Annotated in this window: 15 protein-coding genes and 2 pseudogenes; 8 read left to right on the top strand and 9 right to left on the bottom strand. The window is 70.7% G+C overall.

Features of this window, described 5'->3' with window-relative positions; genetic code table 11:
• Positions 1-3: 3 nt before the first annotated feature.
• Both ACFRAC_RS01750 and ACFRAC_RS01745 read left to right on the top strand, forming a co-directional pair.
• Positions 4-1,344 carry a VWA domain-containing protein gene (locus tag ACFRAC_RS01750; RefSeq protein ID WP_382919467.1) on the top strand — a complete coding sequence of 447 codons (1,341 nt, stop codon included), beginning with the start codon at positions 4-6 and terminating at the stop codon, positions 1,342-1,344.
• 94 nt (positions 1,345-1,438) lie between these two features.
• Positions 1,439-2,752 (top strand): FHA domain-containing protein, encoded by a 1,314-nt coding sequence (locus ACFRAC_RS01745; RefSeq protein ID WP_382919465.1) that lies wholly within the window; start codon positions 1,439-1,441, stop codon positions 2,750-2,752.
• A gap of 127 nt (positions 2,753-2,879) precedes the next feature.
• On the opposite strand, the gene ACFRAC_RS01740 is transcribed toward ACFRAC_RS01745, so the two are convergent.
• The gene (locus ACFRAC_RS01740) at positions 2,880-3,902 is read right to left on the bottom strand and encodes a methyltransferase domain-containing protein (RefSeq protein WP_382919463.1); all 1,023 of its coding nucleotides are present in this window, start codon (positions 3,900-3,902) and stop codon (positions 2,880-2,882) included.
• A 99-nt stretch (positions 3,903-4,001) separates the two neighbouring features.
• Between ACFRAC_RS01740 and ACFRAC_RS01735 the strand changes: the two genes are divergently transcribed.
• Entirely contained in the window at positions 4,002-4,415 is a 414-nt protein-coding gene (locus ACFRAC_RS01735) for a globin (protein ID WP_382919461.1), read from the top strand.
• A gap of 21 nt (positions 4,416-4,436) precedes the next feature.
• On the opposite strand, the gene ACFRAC_RS01730 is transcribed toward ACFRAC_RS01735, so the two are convergent.
• The 5 genes from ACFRAC_RS01730 to ACFRAC_RS01710 form a co-directional block, all read right to left on the bottom strand.
• Complete coding sequence (locus ACFRAC_RS01730) at positions 4,437-5,129, bottom strand: hypothetical protein (RefSeq protein ID WP_382919459.1); 693 nt, start codon at positions 5,127-5,129, stop codon at positions 4,437-4,439.
• A complete protein-coding gene (locus ACFRAC_RS01725) occupies positions 5,126-5,554 on the bottom strand; it encodes an acyl-CoA thioesterase (protein WP_382919458.1) in 429 nt (142 codons plus the stop codon). The genes ACFRAC_RS01730 and ACFRAC_RS01725 overlap by 4 nt, the downstream gene beginning before the upstream one ends.
• Positions 5,555-5,560: 6 nt before the next feature.
• The gene (ettA, locus tag ACFRAC_RS01720; protein ID WP_382919457.1) at positions 5,561-7,225 is read right to left on the bottom strand and encodes an energy-dependent translational throttle protein EttA; all 1,665 of its coding nucleotides are present in this window, start codon (positions 7,223-7,225) and stop codon (positions 5,561-5,563) included.
• Between the two features lie 837 nt (positions 7,226-8,062).
• Positions 8,063-8,653, bottom strand: a complete 591-nt coding sequence (locus ACFRAC_RS01715; RefSeq protein ID WP_382919455.1) for a DsbA family protein — start codon at positions 8,651-8,653, stop codon at positions 8,063-8,065.
• 257 nt (positions 8,654-8,910) lie between these two features.
• The gene (locus ACFRAC_RS01710; RefSeq protein WP_382919453.1) at positions 8,911-9,381 is read right to left on the bottom strand and encodes a DUF2267 domain-containing protein; all 471 of its coding nucleotides are present in this window, start codon (positions 9,379-9,381) and stop codon (positions 8,911-8,913) included.
• Between the two features lie 103 nt (positions 9,382-9,484).
• Here ACFRAC_RS01710 and ACFRAC_RS01705 point away from each other — a divergent pair.
• A pseudogene (locus ACFRAC_RS01705) lies at positions 9,485-9,799 on the top strand (RNB domain-containing ribonuclease); the annotation flags it as partial.
• Positions 9,800-10,103: 304 nt separating this feature from the next.
• Here ACFRAC_RS01705 and ACFRAC_RS01700 read toward each other — a convergent pair.
• Positions 10,104-10,352, bottom strand: coding sequence for a hypothetical protein (locus ACFRAC_RS01700; protein WP_382919452.1), 249 nt, complete (start codon positions 10,350-10,352; stop codon positions 10,104-10,106).
• 67 nt (positions 10,353-10,419) lie between these two features.
• Between ACFRAC_RS01700 and ACFRAC_RS01695 the strand changes: the two are divergent.
• The 4 genes and pseudogenes from ACFRAC_RS01695 to ACFRAC_RS01680 form a co-directional block, all read left to right on the top strand.
• A pseudogene (locus ACFRAC_RS01695) lies at positions 10,420-10,719 on the top strand (replication initiator); the annotation flags it as partial.
• A gap of 48 nt (positions 10,720-10,767) precedes the next feature.
• The gene (locus ACFRAC_RS01690; RefSeq protein WP_382919451.1) at positions 10,768-11,160 is read left to right on the top strand and encodes a hypothetical protein; all 393 of its coding nucleotides are present in this window, start codon (positions 10,768-10,770) and stop codon (positions 11,158-11,160) included.
• A gap of 45 nt (positions 11,161-11,205) precedes the next feature.
• Positions 11,206-11,448, top strand: coding sequence for an integrase (locus ACFRAC_RS01685; RefSeq protein ID WP_382919449.1), 243 nt, complete (start codon positions 11,206-11,208; stop codon positions 11,446-11,448).
• 233 nt (positions 11,449-11,681) lie between these two features.
• Positions 11,682-12,299, top strand: coding sequence for a hypothetical protein (locus ACFRAC_RS01680; protein ID WP_382919448.1), 618 nt, complete (start codon positions 11,682-11,684; stop codon positions 12,297-12,299).
• A 431-nt stretch (positions 12,300-12,730) separates the two neighbouring features.
• On the opposite strand, the gene ACFRAC_RS01675 is transcribed toward ACFRAC_RS01680, so the two are convergent.
• Both ACFRAC_RS01675 and ACFRAC_RS01670 read right to left on the bottom strand, forming a co-directional pair.
• On the bottom strand, positions 12,731-14,149 hold the full coding sequence (locus ACFRAC_RS01675) for a Cys-Gln thioester bond-forming surface protein (protein WP_382919446.1): 1,419 nt from the start codon (positions 14,147-14,149) through the stop codon (positions 12,731-12,733).
• A gap of 260 nt (positions 14,150-14,409) precedes the next feature.
• Positions 14,410-14,877, bottom strand: a complete 468-nt coding sequence (locus ACFRAC_RS01670) for a single-stranded DNA-binding protein (protein ID WP_382919444.1) — start codon at positions 14,875-14,877, stop codon at positions 14,410-14,412.
• Between the last annotated feature and the right edge of the window lie 38 nt (positions 14,878-14,915).

Raw genomic sequence — 14,915 nt, 5'->3', positions numbered from 1 at the left:
CATATGGCCAATTTCTCGAAACCAAGCGTGCCGCGGTTCTCGGTGGACGTGTACCAGAACGAGTACCTGCCGGAGGGCGGCAGCGAGGTCAACGCGATCGTCACGGTCACCTCCACGGGTGGCGGCACCCTCGGCGGTACGGCCGCCGCGGCCCGCACTGCCGGACCGGACGCGAACGCGGCCGTCGCGCTCATGGTCGACTGCTCCGGCTCGATGGACTATCCGCCGACCAAGATGCGCAACGCCCGCGACGCCACGGCCGCCGCCGTCGACACCCTGCGCGACGGCGTCCACTTCGCGGTGATCGGCGGCACCCATGTGGCCAAGGAGGTGTACCCGGGCGGCGGCCGCCTCGCCGTCGCCGACGCCACCACCCGCGAGCAGGCCAAGCAGGCGCTGCGCAAGCTCAGCGCGGGCGGCGGCACCGCCATCGGCACCTGGCTGCGCCTCGCCGACCGACTGCTCTCCTCCGCCGACGTCGCCATCCGGCACGGCATCCTGCTCACCGACGGCCGCAACGAGCACGAGTCGGCCGGGGACCTGAAGGCCACACTGGACGCCTGTGCCGGGCGGTTCACCTGTGACGCCCGGGGCGTGGGCACCGACTGGGAAGTGAAAGAAGTCACATCGATCGCCTCCGCCCTCCTCGGCAGCGCGGACATCGTCGCCGACCCGGCCGGCCTCGCCGCCGACTTCAGGGGGATGATGGAGACCGCGATGGGCAAGGAGGTCGCGGACGTCGCGCTGCGGGTGTGGACCCCGGTCGGCACCACGATCCGGTTCGTCAAGCAGGTCGCGCCCACGGTCGAGGACCTGACCGGCCGCCGTACCGAGGCGGGACCGCGCGCCGGCGACTACCCCACGGGCTCCTGGGGCGACGAGTCCCGTGACTACCACGTATGCGTGGAGGTCCCGGCCGCCGGCCTCGGCCAGGAGATGCTCGCCGCCCGGGTCTCCCTGGTCGTGCCCCAACCGGACGGAAGTGCTCAGAACCTGGGCGCACAGGGTCTCGTACGGGCCGTATGGACCGACGACATGACCGCTTCGACATCGATCAACCCCCAAGTCGCCCACTACACCGGTCAGGCCGAACTGGCCCAGGCCATCCAAGAAGGGTTGGATCTCCGCAAAGCCGGCGATATCGATGGAGCAACGGCCAAACTGGGCCGCGCCGTTCAGCTCGCCGGGGCCTCCGGAAACGCGGATACGGCGAAACTCCTTGCGAAGGTGGTGGACGTGGTCGATGTCGCGACGGGTACTGTGCGACTGAAGGCGAAGGTCGCGGAGGCCGACGAGATGACACTCGAGACACGGTCGACAAAGACTGTTCGTGTAAAGAAGTGACCAGCAGGACCCTGCAGAAGCATCGAGCCTGGCCCCTCGGGGTGGGAAGAAATCCGGTCGGGAACGACCGGAAAGGAGAGGGGGAAGCGCCGACATGCCGACCTGCCCGAACGGACACCAGTCGGGTTCCGACGACTGGTGCGAGGTCTGCGGTCACCGCATGGCCGGTGCCGTACCTCCGCCTCCGCCGCCCCCGCCCGCCGGCGGCTACGGCTTCCCCCCGCCCGGTGGCCATGGTGGTCCTCACCCCGGCCGGCAGGGCGGGCGTCCGCCCATGCCCGGCGGTCCGGAGCCCGAGCTCTGCCCGCAGTGCCGCACGCCCCGTGAGGGCGGTGCGCCGTTCTGCGAGGAGTGCCGGTGGAACTTCCTGACGAACACGGCGACCTCGTACACGCCCGCCGCCCCGCGCCCCCCGGCGCCCGGTGGCCCCGGCCTGCCCTCGCACTTCCAGCAGCAGCCCGGTCCCCCGCCGTCGTTCGGCGGCGGTGACTCCTATGACTACCAGGGCTCGCGCCCGTCCCAGGTGAACCGCCCGGCGGAGCCGATCCCGCCGTTCGGCGCGGACCCGCAGGGCCCGGGCGGCCCCGGCCGCGGCGGCCAGGGTGGCCCCGGTGGGCCTGGCGGCTTCGGCGGCGGTCCCGGCGGTCCCGGTGGCGGTCCGGGCGGTCCCGGTGGCTTCGGCGACCCCTCGCGGCAGGCTCCCCCGCCGCCCGCCCCCACGCAGCCCGGCCCCGGCGCGGGCGGTGGCGCCCCGCAGGCGTTCCATCCGGCCGGTCCCGGCCACTCGGCCCCGCAGGCCCCGCCCGGCTTCCCGCAGGGGGGCAACCGCCCGCAGCAGGGCGGCCCGTCCTTCGGCGGCGGCGGGGACGACTGGGTGATCTCGCCTCCGGGCTCCGGCCCCGGCCAGGGCGCGCCGGGCGGCCCCGGGCAAGGCGGCTACGGCTACCCGCAGCAGGGTCCCGGACAGGCGCCGCCGCCCGGCCCCGGCTACCAGCAGCAGCCGGCGACCTGGACGGCGACCATCGGTCCGGACCGCGAGTACTTCATGGCGATGATGCAGCGCTCCGGCCCGGAGGCCGCGGGCCTGAACCTGCCCGCGTACTCGCCCGAGCAGCAGCGCACGCTCACCGGCAACCAGATCACCATCGGCCGCCGCCGGCACTCCACCGGCGAGTCCCCCGACATCGACCTGTCGGTGCCGCCGGAGGACCCGGGCGTCTCGCACCAGCACGCCGTGCTGGTCCAGCAGCCGGACGGCACCTGGGCGGTCGTCGACCAGAACTCGACGAACGGCACCACGGTGAACAACTCCGAGGACCCGATCCAGCCCTTCGTCCCCGTTCCGCTCCAGGACGGCGACCGGGTGCACGTCGGGGCGTGGACGACGATCACGATCCGGCGCGGCTAGCCCGCGCGCCGGCGCTCGCGGGGGCGGTCGTACGGCCTGACGGCGCCGTACGACCGCCCCTTCGCCGTATGCGCGGTCCCTTTACGCCGTAGGGCGCCTTTGCCCGGTAGGGCGGGGGCCGGGCTGCTCAGTCGGGCAGCGGCCAGGCGTACGGCCCCTCGGGGTCGTCCAGCCAGGCCCACGCCCGCTCGCCGCGCACGGTGATCCCGTACCGCTCCCGCGACGGCCGGTCCTCCCGCTCCCAGAGCGCGTACGCCTCCTGTGGGTCGATGCCGCCCCGGGTCAGCGCCAGCAGGAAGCGGAACAGTTCGTGGTCCCTGGCCCCGCGCGGCAGCCCGCCCACCTGGACGGGCTCCGGCTCCGACCAGGACGCCCCGCGCAGCGGCACGAAGTAGGCGGGCGTCGCCAGGAAGCGCCCCTCGGCGTGCTCGGCGTCCGTCACGGTCAGCACGACCAGTCCGGTGGCGAACGGCGTGAGGACGCGCGCGCCCGGGCGGCACTGGGCCAGCCAGGCCCGCGGTACGGACGGCAGCGTGCAGGTCGCGATGATCCGGTCGAAGGGGGCGCGCTCGGGCACCCCGCGCGCCCCGTCGCCCGTGACCACGACGGGACGGTGGCCCGCGACCTCGAGATGCCGTCGCGCCGACTCGGTGATCTCGGGCTCCAGGTCGATGGTGGTCACGAGGCCGTCGTCGCCGAGCCGGTGCGCGAGCAGGGCGGCGTTGTAGCCGCTGCCCGTGCCGATCTCCAGCACCCGGTGCCCGTCCGCCACCTCCAGCGCCACCAGCATCATCGCCATGAGGGACGGCTGGCTGCTGGAGGAGAGCAGCTCGCCGTCGCGCAGCCGGGTCGCGAGCGGGGTGTCGGCGTACGCCCCCCGCATCCAGCGGGCCCGCGCGGCCGCGCTCGGGCTCTCGCCCCAGCACCGCTCGTAGCCGCGGGTGACGCCGACGTAGTAGTACGGCACGAACAGATGCCTGGGCACCCGCTCGAAGGCGTCCTGCCAGACCGGGTCGCCGTCCCACGCCCCGCTGCGCTCGATCTCGCGCACCAGCGCGGCCCGCGCCGAGACGGCGAGCTCGTCGAGGTCGTCAAGGTCGTCAAGGTCGTCAAGGTCGTCGAAATCATGGTCCGAAGCCTGCGCGCTCATACGTCCACTGTCCTGCGGAAGCCGCCGCGAGGCGACCGTCCCGGGCGCCGGGGACGGCTGGTCCTAAGCCTGAAGTCCTCCGTCTTCGCGTCTGAGACCATGGACGATGTGAATGAGATTCGGCGCGGCACGCTTCAGGAGCAGACCTTCTACGAGCAGGTCGGCGGGGAGGAGACCTTCCGCCGCCTCGTCCACCGTTTCTACGAGGGCGTGGCCGAGGACCCGCAGCTGCGGGCCATGTACCCCGAGGAGGACCTGGGTCCGGCGGAGGAGCGCCTGACCCTGTTCCTGATCCAGTACTGGGGCGGACCCAGCACGTACAGCGAGAACCGCGGCCACCCCCGGCTGCGGATGCGCCACGCCCCGTTCACCGTGGACCGCGCGGCCCACGACGCCTGGCTGAAGCACATGCGGGTCGCCGTGGACGAGCTCGGCCTCTCCGAGGAGCACGAGCGGACGCTGTGGAAGTACCTGACGTACGCGGCGGCGTCCATGGTCAACGCGGCGGGCTGACCACGCCCCGGCGCCCTGGGGTCAGCGGACGCTGACGTCCAGCGTCCCGAGCCCCGCCCGGCGTACGGCGACCGACCCGAAGGGCGTGCGCAGCCTGAGCCAGGCGCCCGACGAGAAGAGTCCGGCCGGCGGCTGGTCCGGCTGTGCTGCGCCTGCGCGGCCGCGCAGGAAGCCCAGCGACTGCGCGGCGTGCACGGCCCGCACGGGCAGCGCGGTGTCGCCGACCGTACGGGACCAGATCTGCCGCCCGATCCGGTCGAGTTCGGCCCGGGTGCGCCGCTCGGGCGGCAACTCCCCGGTGCGGGAGCGGAACTCGGCGACCGCCGCGTCCACCATCGCGCGCAGCGCGTCCGGCGCCGGCAGCCCCGGTTCGCGCCGCCAGCCGCCGCGTGGGGGCAGCACCCCGGCCCAGGGCGGGCCGGTCACCGCCGCCGGGACGACGGCCGTCGCCGCCGACTCGTCGACGGACTCGAGCAGTTCACCGGCCGAGACGGTCACGTCCAGCGTGACGTCCAGGCCGTTCTCGTACGGCTTGGCGAGCCGCACCGCCCGGATCGCCAGCACCTCGAAGGAGGGCGGCCGCCCGAACACGGCGAGGGCCGTGCCGGCCGCCTGGAGGCGGACGGCCGCGCCGCGGTCGTAGTGCAGCAGCCGGGAGAGAAAGGCCGCGAGATCCGCCGCCTCCCCCTCGTCGGCGAGATGGAGCACCGTCATGCGGCGACGGCCTCCTCCTCGTCGGCCTTCTCCCGGCCGTCGTCCGTGTACTCCCGGAGGAACTCCCGTTCCTCCGCGGTGATCCGGCGCGGCCGCTGCGCCTCGAAGTCGAACGGCACGATCACCGTCGACGCCCGGACGTAGACCACGTCGCCGTCCTTCACCTCGTAGGCGAGAGTGAAGGACGCGGCCCTGATCTCCGTGACCCACAGCTCGATGTCCACCGGGGTGTGCCGGTGGACGAGCTGCCGCTTGTAGTCGATCTCGTGGCGCGCCACCACGGACCCCTGCTGGAAGTCCTTCTCCGGGCGGAACAGGAAGTCGATACGGGCCTCCTCCAGATAGCGGAGGAACACCACGTTGTTGACGTGGCCGTACGCGTCCATGTCCGCCCAGCGCAGTGGGCAGCGGTAGAGGTGCCGCAAGACCGATCAGCCCCGGGTCAGCTTCTTGTAGGTGGCACGGTGCGGACGGGCGGCGTCCGCTCCGAGCCGCTCGATCTTGTTCTTCTCGTACGACTCGTAGTTGCCCTCGAACCAGAACCACTTGGAATCACCCTCGTAGGCGAGGATGTGCGTGGCCACACGGTCCAGGAACCACCGGTCGTGGGAGACGACCACGGCGCAGCCGGGGAACTCCAGCAGCGCGTTCTCCAGGCTGGAGAGCGTCTCGACGTCGAGGTCGTTGGTCGGCTCGTCGAGGAGCAGCAGGTTGCCGCCCTGCTTCAGGGTGAGCGCGAGGTTCAGGCGGTTGCGCTCACCACCGGAGAGCACACCGGCCGGCTTCTGCTGGTCCGGGCCCTTGAAGCCGAAGGCGGAGACGTACGCCCGCGACGGCATCTCGACCTGCCCGACGTTGATGTAGTCCAGCTCGTCGGAGACGACGGCCCACAGCGTCTTCTTCGGGTCGATGTTCTCGCGGCTCTGGTCGACGTACGAGATCTTGACGGTCTCGCCGACCTTGATCGAACCGGAGTCCGGCGTCTCCAGGCCCTGGATCATCTTGAAGAGCGTGGTCTTGCCAGCGCCGTTCGGGCCGATGACGCCGACGATGCCGTTGCGCGGCAGCGTGAAGCTCAGGTCGTCGATGAGCAGCTTGTCGCCGAAGCCCTTGGTGAGGTTGTCGACCTCGACCACGACGCTGCCCAGACGCGGCCCCGGCGGGATCTGGATCTCCTCGAAGTCCAGCTTCCGCATCTTGTCCGCCTCGGCGGCCATCTCCTCGTAGCGGGCCAGACGCGCCTTGGACTTGGCCTGCCGCCCCTTGGCGTTGGACCGCACCCACTCGAGCTCTTCCTTGAGCCTCTTCGCCCGCTTGGCGTCCTTCTGGCCCTCGACCTTGAGACGGGTCTGCTTGGTCTCGAGGTACTTGGAGTAGTTGCCCTCGTAGCCGTGCAGACGGCCGCGGTCGACCTCGCAGATCCAGCCGGCGACGTTGTCAAGGAAGTACCGGTCGTGGGTGACGGCCACGACGGTGCCCTCGTACTTGGCGAGGTGCTGCTCCAGCCAGTTCACCGACTCGGCGTCGAGGTGGTTGGTGGGCTCGTCGAGGAGCAGCAGGTCGGGCGCCTCCAGCAGCAGCTTGCACAGCGCGACGCGGCGCTTCTCACCACCGGAGAGGTTGACGACCGGCCAGTCGCCGGGCGGGCAGCCCAGGGCGTCCATGGCCTGCTCGAGCTGGGCGTCGAGGTCCCAGGCGTTGGCGTGGTCCAGCTCCTCCTGGAGCTTGCCCATCTCCTCCAGCAGCGCGTCCGAGTAGTCGGTCGCCATCTGCTCGGCGATCTCGTTGAAGCGGTCGAGCTTCCCCTTGATCTCGGCGACACCCTCCTGGACGTTCTCCAGGACGGTCTTCTCCTCGTTCAGCGGGGGCTCCTGCAGGAGGATGCCCACGGTGTAGCCGGGAGACAGGAACGCGTCACCGTTCGACGGCTGCTCGATGCCCGCCATGATCTTCAGAACCGTCGACTTGCCGGCGCCGTTCGGGCCGACGACGCCGATCTTCGCACCAGGGAGGAAGTTCAGGGTGACGTCGTCGAGGATCACCTTGTCGCCGTGCGCTTTGCGCGCCTTGCGCATGGTGTAAATGAACTCAGCCAAGAGAAACCGTCCGGCAGCTTGAAATCAGGCAGTGGGCAGATACACCCCATCTTGCCTGACCGCCACCCCTGGGGGGAAACGCGTATGGCGGGGCGCCTCTGACCTGGGGTTTCCCTGGTGGCGGCGGTGGCTCTCTGTCAGTGTCGGTCGCCGTTGGTCGGCCTCGGCCACCATCGCACGGCCCAGAGACGCCCAGGAACGATCACTCGTCATCCGCCTGCCAGTCATCGAGCCGGACCCTCACCTGGTGGTTGCGTACGTCGAGCCAGTAGACGACGCCCGTGACGACGGCCCCAGGGGCAGGCAGCTCCATCCCGGGCGGCACACCTTCTATACGTATGAAGATCCCGAACGGCTGACGGCGCACGACCTCTCCGATGATCCGGGTCCCTACGGTCAGAGCAGCTACGGTCGCCGGCCGGCTCCGCCGCACCATGTCTCCGGCCGAGCTTCAGGGCGCGTGAGCCTCGGGTACTCATCCATCGCTAGATCATGACGCCCTGCATGACGCCCTGAGCGGGGTCGGCGCTTAGAAGACGCTTGGTGGATCTTGGGTCACACCCTTACTGACCTGCTTCTCTTTGCGTGCCGCGCGCGTCATCGGCTGGCCTTCGACACGCATGACACGGCACGGCCTACTCGTACACGGTCGCTGCCTGCAGGGCTCGGGCGAGGAAAGCCCAGTCACCGCCGGGCGGAACTCCCGGCCGGTGTTGCCGTACCACCCGTCCGCATCGTCGATCGAGGCGGCCAAGGCCTCCAAGAAGCTCGGAAGGTCCGCGTTCTCCCATGAGCTTCCTTCTCCGGCGTGGCTGCGACGCAGGGAACGCGGGCGCCTCATCCTCCGACAGCGGCGAGGGCGGCACGGACCGCGGCGAGGATGGTCGCGGGGTTGGCCGGCACCGCGACCCCCTGGACCGCCACGGTCGGCGTTCCGCCCACGCCCCGCTGGATGGCCACCGCCGTCACGTAGGCGCTCCAGTCCAGGTAAACGCCCTGCCGGACGCCCTCGGCGAACGAGCTGTCCGTCAGTCCCACCGCGCGGCCGAGCTCGACCAGTTCGTCATCGGACAGGCCCGGCCCGCCCTCGGGGGGCTGGTTGGCGAACAACGCGTACAGGTACTCCATGAAGTGGCCGCCATCGGACGCGCAGCCCGAGGCCGCCGAGGCACGGGAGGAGTACCGGGTGGTGGACAGGTCGTCGAGGAAACCCATCGGGTGGTAGACGAGACTGATCGCCTTGTCGGCCACCAATTCGTCGAGGAGCGGCCCGCTCTTGCCTTCGAACTGCTTGCAGAACGGGCATAGAAAGTCGATGAAGGCATCCACCTGTACCGGGCCCGCTCCGACGACGATGCCGTCCCCGTTGGGCGAGGCACCGGCCGGAACCCGGGAGGGCGAGCTGATGTGGGGCGTCTGAGTACTCATGCCAGGTCCCCTATCGTGAAGTCGATGGGATTTGCGTCATAACACGCGACTGGCATGGCAAACCGGCCACGTGCGCCAGGCCCTCGAATGCGGCACCGGAAAGGCCCACATGCCGCACCACCGCTTCTTCCAAGCCTCCCACCGGCCCGGTGGATGTCGAAACAAGCGCTTGCGAGCCATTCTCATGGCGTGTCCGCAGCGGGAGCGATCCGCACGAGGTGCGCGCAACCGTGTTCCGGGAGCCGGGCTGCCCGACGCTATATGTTTTGGAATTCGTTGGGCAGTTGCGACATCAGATCCTGGAACTCCGTGTCGGGGACTGCCTCTCTCAGAGTCATGAAAACCGCCGCGACGCCCCTGCGCGCCACGGTCTCGTCGACGCCCCCACGCTCGCTCACTCGGCGGACGAATTCGGCAACGCCGAATTTCTGGGCGACATCCTCCGGTGGGACCAGGGGCGGCGCGATCTCGGCAGGCAGAACGCCGGCCAAGTGCCTGGCCTCGCCGCCGGTGATCCGCTCGGCCAGCGTCAGCATCGTGGCCCGGGTCAGCTCCCAGGCCTGCTCCTCGGGGACGTGGGCCCGCTGGCTGACGAGCCGGATGAACTCGTTGCTGTCCATGGCGCCTCCAATCCCGCAGCCCATCACGGGTACCGCGCACGCACTGCCCCAAACGGTGATCGAAATGCCGGGGCGAATCCGGCGGTCGGTGCCGAAAATGCCGGTCACCGCCCGTTCTCTTCGCCTTCCTCGGTAAAGGGGTGCGCCGCCTCCAGCAGGGCCCGCAACGCGCTGGTGAGCGCCCCGACCTCGGCGACGCACTGGGCGTACGGATCCTGCGGACCGGGTGCTCGCCGCCCTGGACGCGCTGCCGCGCGACATGGCCGAGGGCTCCCGGCGGGCGGGAACGGCCGAGCGGAGCAGGTCGGCATCGCCGAGGCCGCGCTGCTGAAGGACCGGGTGGGCGACGTCTTCGACGGCTGCGTGGTGGACGTCGAAGAGCAGCGGCCGAGCGTCGGGACCGTACAGGTGCGGACCCCGGCGGTCACCGGCCCGCATCGAGGGCGGGCGGCCTTCGCCGGGCGAGCTCCTGCGGGTACGACTCACACAGGCCGACCCGGCGACGGCCAGGATCCTGTTCGCCCCGACCACGCCTCCCGGCCGGAACTGGGGGTTGGGCGCTCGCGGTGAGCCCCTCAGGGAGCTTCACGTGGAACGTCCGGGCTCCACAGGGCAGCGTGGTGGCTATCGGCCACCCGGGGTGACCCGCGGGACAGTGCCGCAGAAGGCAGACTGCCGGGGACCTCGGTCGTCGGTAAGGGTGAAACGGCGGTGTAAGAGATCCACATCGACGAGACCCGGGCAGTCGAACCCCTGGAGAGCACGGCCGAGTGCGGGATGGCGAGGTCCCCGAGACCTACCCGTTCGCCGTATGGCAGCTGCCGCCGCCCTTACGCATCGGAACCGCCCGCCCCGTGCCAGCGGCCCTGCACCCTGAACCACACTCCAGGACTGAACACGCACTCCACTGCCGCGGGCAGTCCGACCGGCACCCGGATCACCCTCAGGGCTCCGCCGGAATGCAGGTCGTAGGCGTAGCTGAGTTCGTTCGCCACATCTTCATAGGCGACGTCCGAGATGGTGCGGTCGGTGTAGCCCTCGGGATCCCCGACCTCAACGAGCTTGATGAACACAGACATGTCACGACCATAGGCACGAGACCCACGATCGTGCCCGCTGAGCACATGTCCGGTTCCCACCGCCGCTGGGACCCTCCACAAGGACAAGGCCACCGGCCGGACCCTGCACCACTACTCCACCGAGGGCGAGCCGGGCGGACGACTCCGCGTCGCTTGCGGCAACCGCCGCGCCTCCCGCTGCCCCTCCTGCGCCCAGACCTACGCGGGCGACACCTACCACCTCATCCGTGCGGGCCTCGCCGGTGACGACCGCCGCGACATCCCCGCCACCGTCCGCGACCACCCGCGCGTCTTCGCCACCCTCACCGCACCTTCTTTCGGCCGCGTGCACAACCGGCCCGACCATGGCGCCTGCCGCTGCGGCACGGGCGCGATCGGTCAAGGCGCCTCGTCCCGCACCGTCACACGTGCATCCGTGGACCGCCGAGCAGGTCTTCGGCGTACGGGCCGGGCTGCCCGAGCGGTACCGGGCCACAGGTGTGGGCTGCGGCAGGGTGAGGTCTTCGGCCGGGCCGTCAACAGCCTCGATGACTTCGGCTGGCTCTACGTCCGCCAGCAGGTCATGAAGGTGCGCGGGACGCTGGTCTTCGCCCCGCCCAAGCGAGGCAAGCTCCGTGACGTGCCCCGCGACCCCGAGGTGTCGGCCGCGCTGACCGAGCACATGAAGCACTTCCCGCCGGTCGAGGTCACCTTGCCGTGGCTGACACCCACCGGCCCGAAGGTCACGCATCGGCTCGTCTTGACGAGCGGCATCGGTGCCGCCATCTGGAGCCAGGGGTTCAACGACCAGTCCTGGAAGCCCGCGTGAGCATCCGCCGGAATCATCCCGGTCCCCGAGAAGGGGCAGCGATACGTGGCAGCCCGCGAACACGGCATGAATGCCCTGCGCCACTTCTGTGCCTCGGTCCTCCTGGACGCCGGAGAGAGCATCAAGGCCCTGAGCCTTTACCTCGGCCACGGCGACCCGGGGTTCACGCTCCGTGTCTACACGCACCTCATGCCGTCCAGCGAGACCCGGACCCGGAAAGCCATCTCCTCGGTATACCGGGCCGCCGGTCACGCTCACGGTGGTCCAGGAAGGGCCCAAGCCGCCTGACACGGCCCCTCATCGACAGGAAAGCCGCTGGGGAGGTGCCGTGTCAGGTCCTCCGGCAGCAAGTAACCAATGCCTGACGTCCACCGCACGATGGAGACGCATACGGCCGATCGCCTCTGACCTGGACGGCTGGCCGCGCCTCGTCTGGGTGCCCCGGCCCACCAGAGACGGTTGGCGACCGGGTGACGCGGCGCCGCGCGAACGGGTGATTCAGGTGGTTTTCCCGTTGGCGGATGGAAGGGAAAGAATGGCAATTTTGCGCGAATGAGGCGCATGAGCATCAGGGAGGAATCATGCCGATACAAATGGCCGCGCTCGCGCGCGGCAGTGCGGTGCTGGTCACCGCCGCGGCGACCGCCGCCATGCTGAGTGCCCCTGCCGAAAGCTCCGAAGCCGACGACGGGCGGACAAACGGCGGGCGGGCGAGCGAGACCAGGCAGATCGCGTCCTCGGTCCTGGACGCGGACGAGAACGTCAAGTTCACCCTGACCGCGATTCGGTCCACCGCCGACCCGCTGAAGGCCTCCGTCCGCCTGAAAGCCTTCGTTCGGCAGCACGGCCGGTTCGTACTGTCGGACGAGGTACGGGTCGGCGCGGCGGACGGCTGGTTCTGGTTCCCAGTCACCGGGCGGGGCGCGATCTGCGAGTTCTCGACGGCGAGCACCAACCCCGCGCCCGTTACCGCGAGCTTGCTGATCACCCCGTCGATCGGATGCTCGCTCCCCGAGCGTTTCGAGCTGCGGGACGGGAAGTTCGAGGCCGACGGCCACAGCGCGCGGGCCCCGCGCGGCGGAGTTAGCGCCGGTGGTGGCGGCATGGCCGTACGGACCGCCGCTCAGGGCGCGGCTTAGCAGGGCGACAGCCCAGAGACGGCCCAAGCCTCCTGACACGGCCCCTCATCGACAGGAAAACCACTGGTGAGGGGCTGTTTCATGCCCTCCGGCGGCAAGTAACACCCCAGCTTGCCGTACCGCCACCCCTGTGCGGAAACGCGCCGGCTCTGGGTTCATGACCGAAACATGACCGGCTGGGGACAGCGAGATGGAAGATCTGCCTCCCCCAGGCGGACCTCGTGAGCGCTCGCCTGGAGACCCGCATCCGGCCTGATCGCCACGAGGAGTCGGAGGAAGCGCCGGCCCTCCTCGGTGCCCGTGAGAGCTGCCGGGCCGGCCGCGAGACTGCCGGGCGCCGCAGGCACGTCCGTAGGTCGAGAGGGCCCGTTCGCCCGCCGCGGCCGGTCCGGTGCCTGCGGTTCCCCGGGGGCCGCAGGCCGCGGGGGACGTCAGCCCTGCGTCCGGGCTTCCCTCTTGCGGAGGATGACGAGCACCGCGCCGCCGATCACGACCAGACCGATCGCGAAGCCAGCGATCAACGGGGTCATGTCCGAGCCACCGGTCGCGGCGAGGTTGGTGTCGTCGGCCGGGGAGCCGACCGTGACGGGGCTGGGCTCGCTCAGGGTCTGTGTGGTGCTGCCCGCCGCGTCGGCCTCGCCGGCCCGCGTCATGCAGTCCAGCACGCCCGCGAACCGCTTCTGGAAGCCGCCCGGCCCCTGGATCGTGAAGTCGTACGCCTGGTCCTCCTGCAGCGGGACCGTCACCGTGCGCGACTCACCGGCCGCGATGGTGTACTCGATCCCGAGCAGTTCGAAGGTGAACGCCTCGGTGCCCTTGTTGGAGGCGGTGATGTCCACGCTGCCCTTGTCGCAGTTCTCCACTGCGGACAGCGCGGGTATGGCCCCGGTCTTCGCCCAGGTCGCGCTCGCCGTCGCCGAGACGGTCGACTCGCTGGAACCGGCGAGGATCTGCGTCTGGCTGCGGTTGTCCGCCGCGAGGGCGCGTCCGACCGGCACGGTCGTCGAGGCCTGCACGGACAGCTCGGCCTGGCCCGCCGCGGCGTCCTCGGGTACGTCGAAGAACAGCTGGCTGCCGTCCACGGCCGAGGTGACGGCCCGGCCCTCCCGGTCCACGATCCGCACCCCGCTGGTCGCGGCGTCCGCGGGCGGGGTCACGGACACGCTGGCCGCGTCCGTGCGCAGCGTCACCGGGCCGAGCCGCTCACCGGGGTGCCCGGAGACCGCGGGCGGGTCGAGCGTCAGGGACGCCCCGGGTTCCGCCGTGTTCCGCGCGTTCCCCTCCAGGTAGTCCGCGAGGCGCTCGGCCTGCGGGTCCACCGCCTCGACGTCCACGCCGTCCGAGTAGCGCCAGATGGCCACCTGCGTACCGGCCGCCGCGTCCTGCTCGGAGAGGACCCCGTCGACCCCGGCCCGGTCGGCCAGCGCGGCGAGATCGTTCACCTGCGGGTAGGAGTTCTGCAGGATCCAGCGGATCTTGCCGGCGTCCTTGTTGGCGCCCAGCGACGTGCTGCTCCACGGGGTCTCGTGGTATCTCGCGTCGCGCTGCGTGGGGTTGTGGATGTCGACGCAGTACGTCTGGAGGGCGCCGCCGCCGTCGACGGACATCTCGAACAGGCCCGCCGAGAGCCGCTGGTCACCGGTGCCGGTGTGCACGACCGCGGCGCCGTACGTCTTCAGGCCGCCTATGGTGGCGGTCGCCCCGCCCTGGCCCGGCGTCGCCCCGTCGGCCGCGGCGGTGCCGGCGCCGACCGCCACGGAGGCGGCGACCAGTCCGGACACCAGGGTCACGGCGGCGACACGAGCCGCCCCTCGCCCGCGCACCGACAGCGCGGAGAACGCAGAAGACACTTAATTCCCCTTCGAGCAGGACCCGTTGACGTGGGGGTACGGTCCCACCAGCAGAATCAGAAGCCCCGTGAGCTATGCCCGGCATCCTAGGTACGCGGCGCACCACGCTTCCCCGGGATCCCGCCGGACGGCCGATCCGACTCGTAATCGTTATCGCCAAGATCCTTTGCGAGCAGGGCTTATCGACAAATCCACCGGGGTCGTTCGGGACGCATTCGCCGATAAGCCGCAGTCCGGTCAGCTCTATCCTGTGACTGACCTCACGTCACCACCACGGCCTCTTCCGCCTGTTGACTCTCCGATCCAGCGGACGGCGGTGTCTCCCAGTCCGGTTCGGGCTGCGCGGTCGCGGCGGCGGCGCCCGGCTCCGGCCTGGACGCACGCCGGAACGCCGAGGTGCCACGCGCGAGATCGTGTCCGATCGCCGTCGCCTCGAGGTCCGCCGACATCCAGCTCTGCCCCTCGCGCACGTCCGACCGCACCTTCAGCCGACCCTGCACCACGACGGGATCCCCCACGTTCAGCGACGCGGCCGCGTTCGTGGCGAGCTGCCGATTCGCCCAGACCGTGAAGAAGTTGGTGTGCCCGTCGGTCCACTCGTTCTTCGCGCGATCCAGGTACCGCGAGGTCACCGCCAGCCTGAACCGCGCCGACGGCCCCGTCGGAAGCTCCCGGTACACCGGCTGCGTCGCCACGTTGCCCACCGCGCAGATGATCGTCTCGTTCATCTCGAACCCCTCCCCGGCCCGGCCGCCGTACGCCGGGC

This window comes from Streptomyces sp. NPDC056628 (assembly GCF_042792555.1).
Classification (GTDB): domain Bacteria; phylum Actinomycetota; class Actinomycetes; order Streptomycetales; family Streptomycetaceae; genus Streptomyces.
The sequence above is the reverse complement of the archived record's forward strand: the minus strand, read 5'-3'. Positions and strand labels throughout refer to the sequence as shown.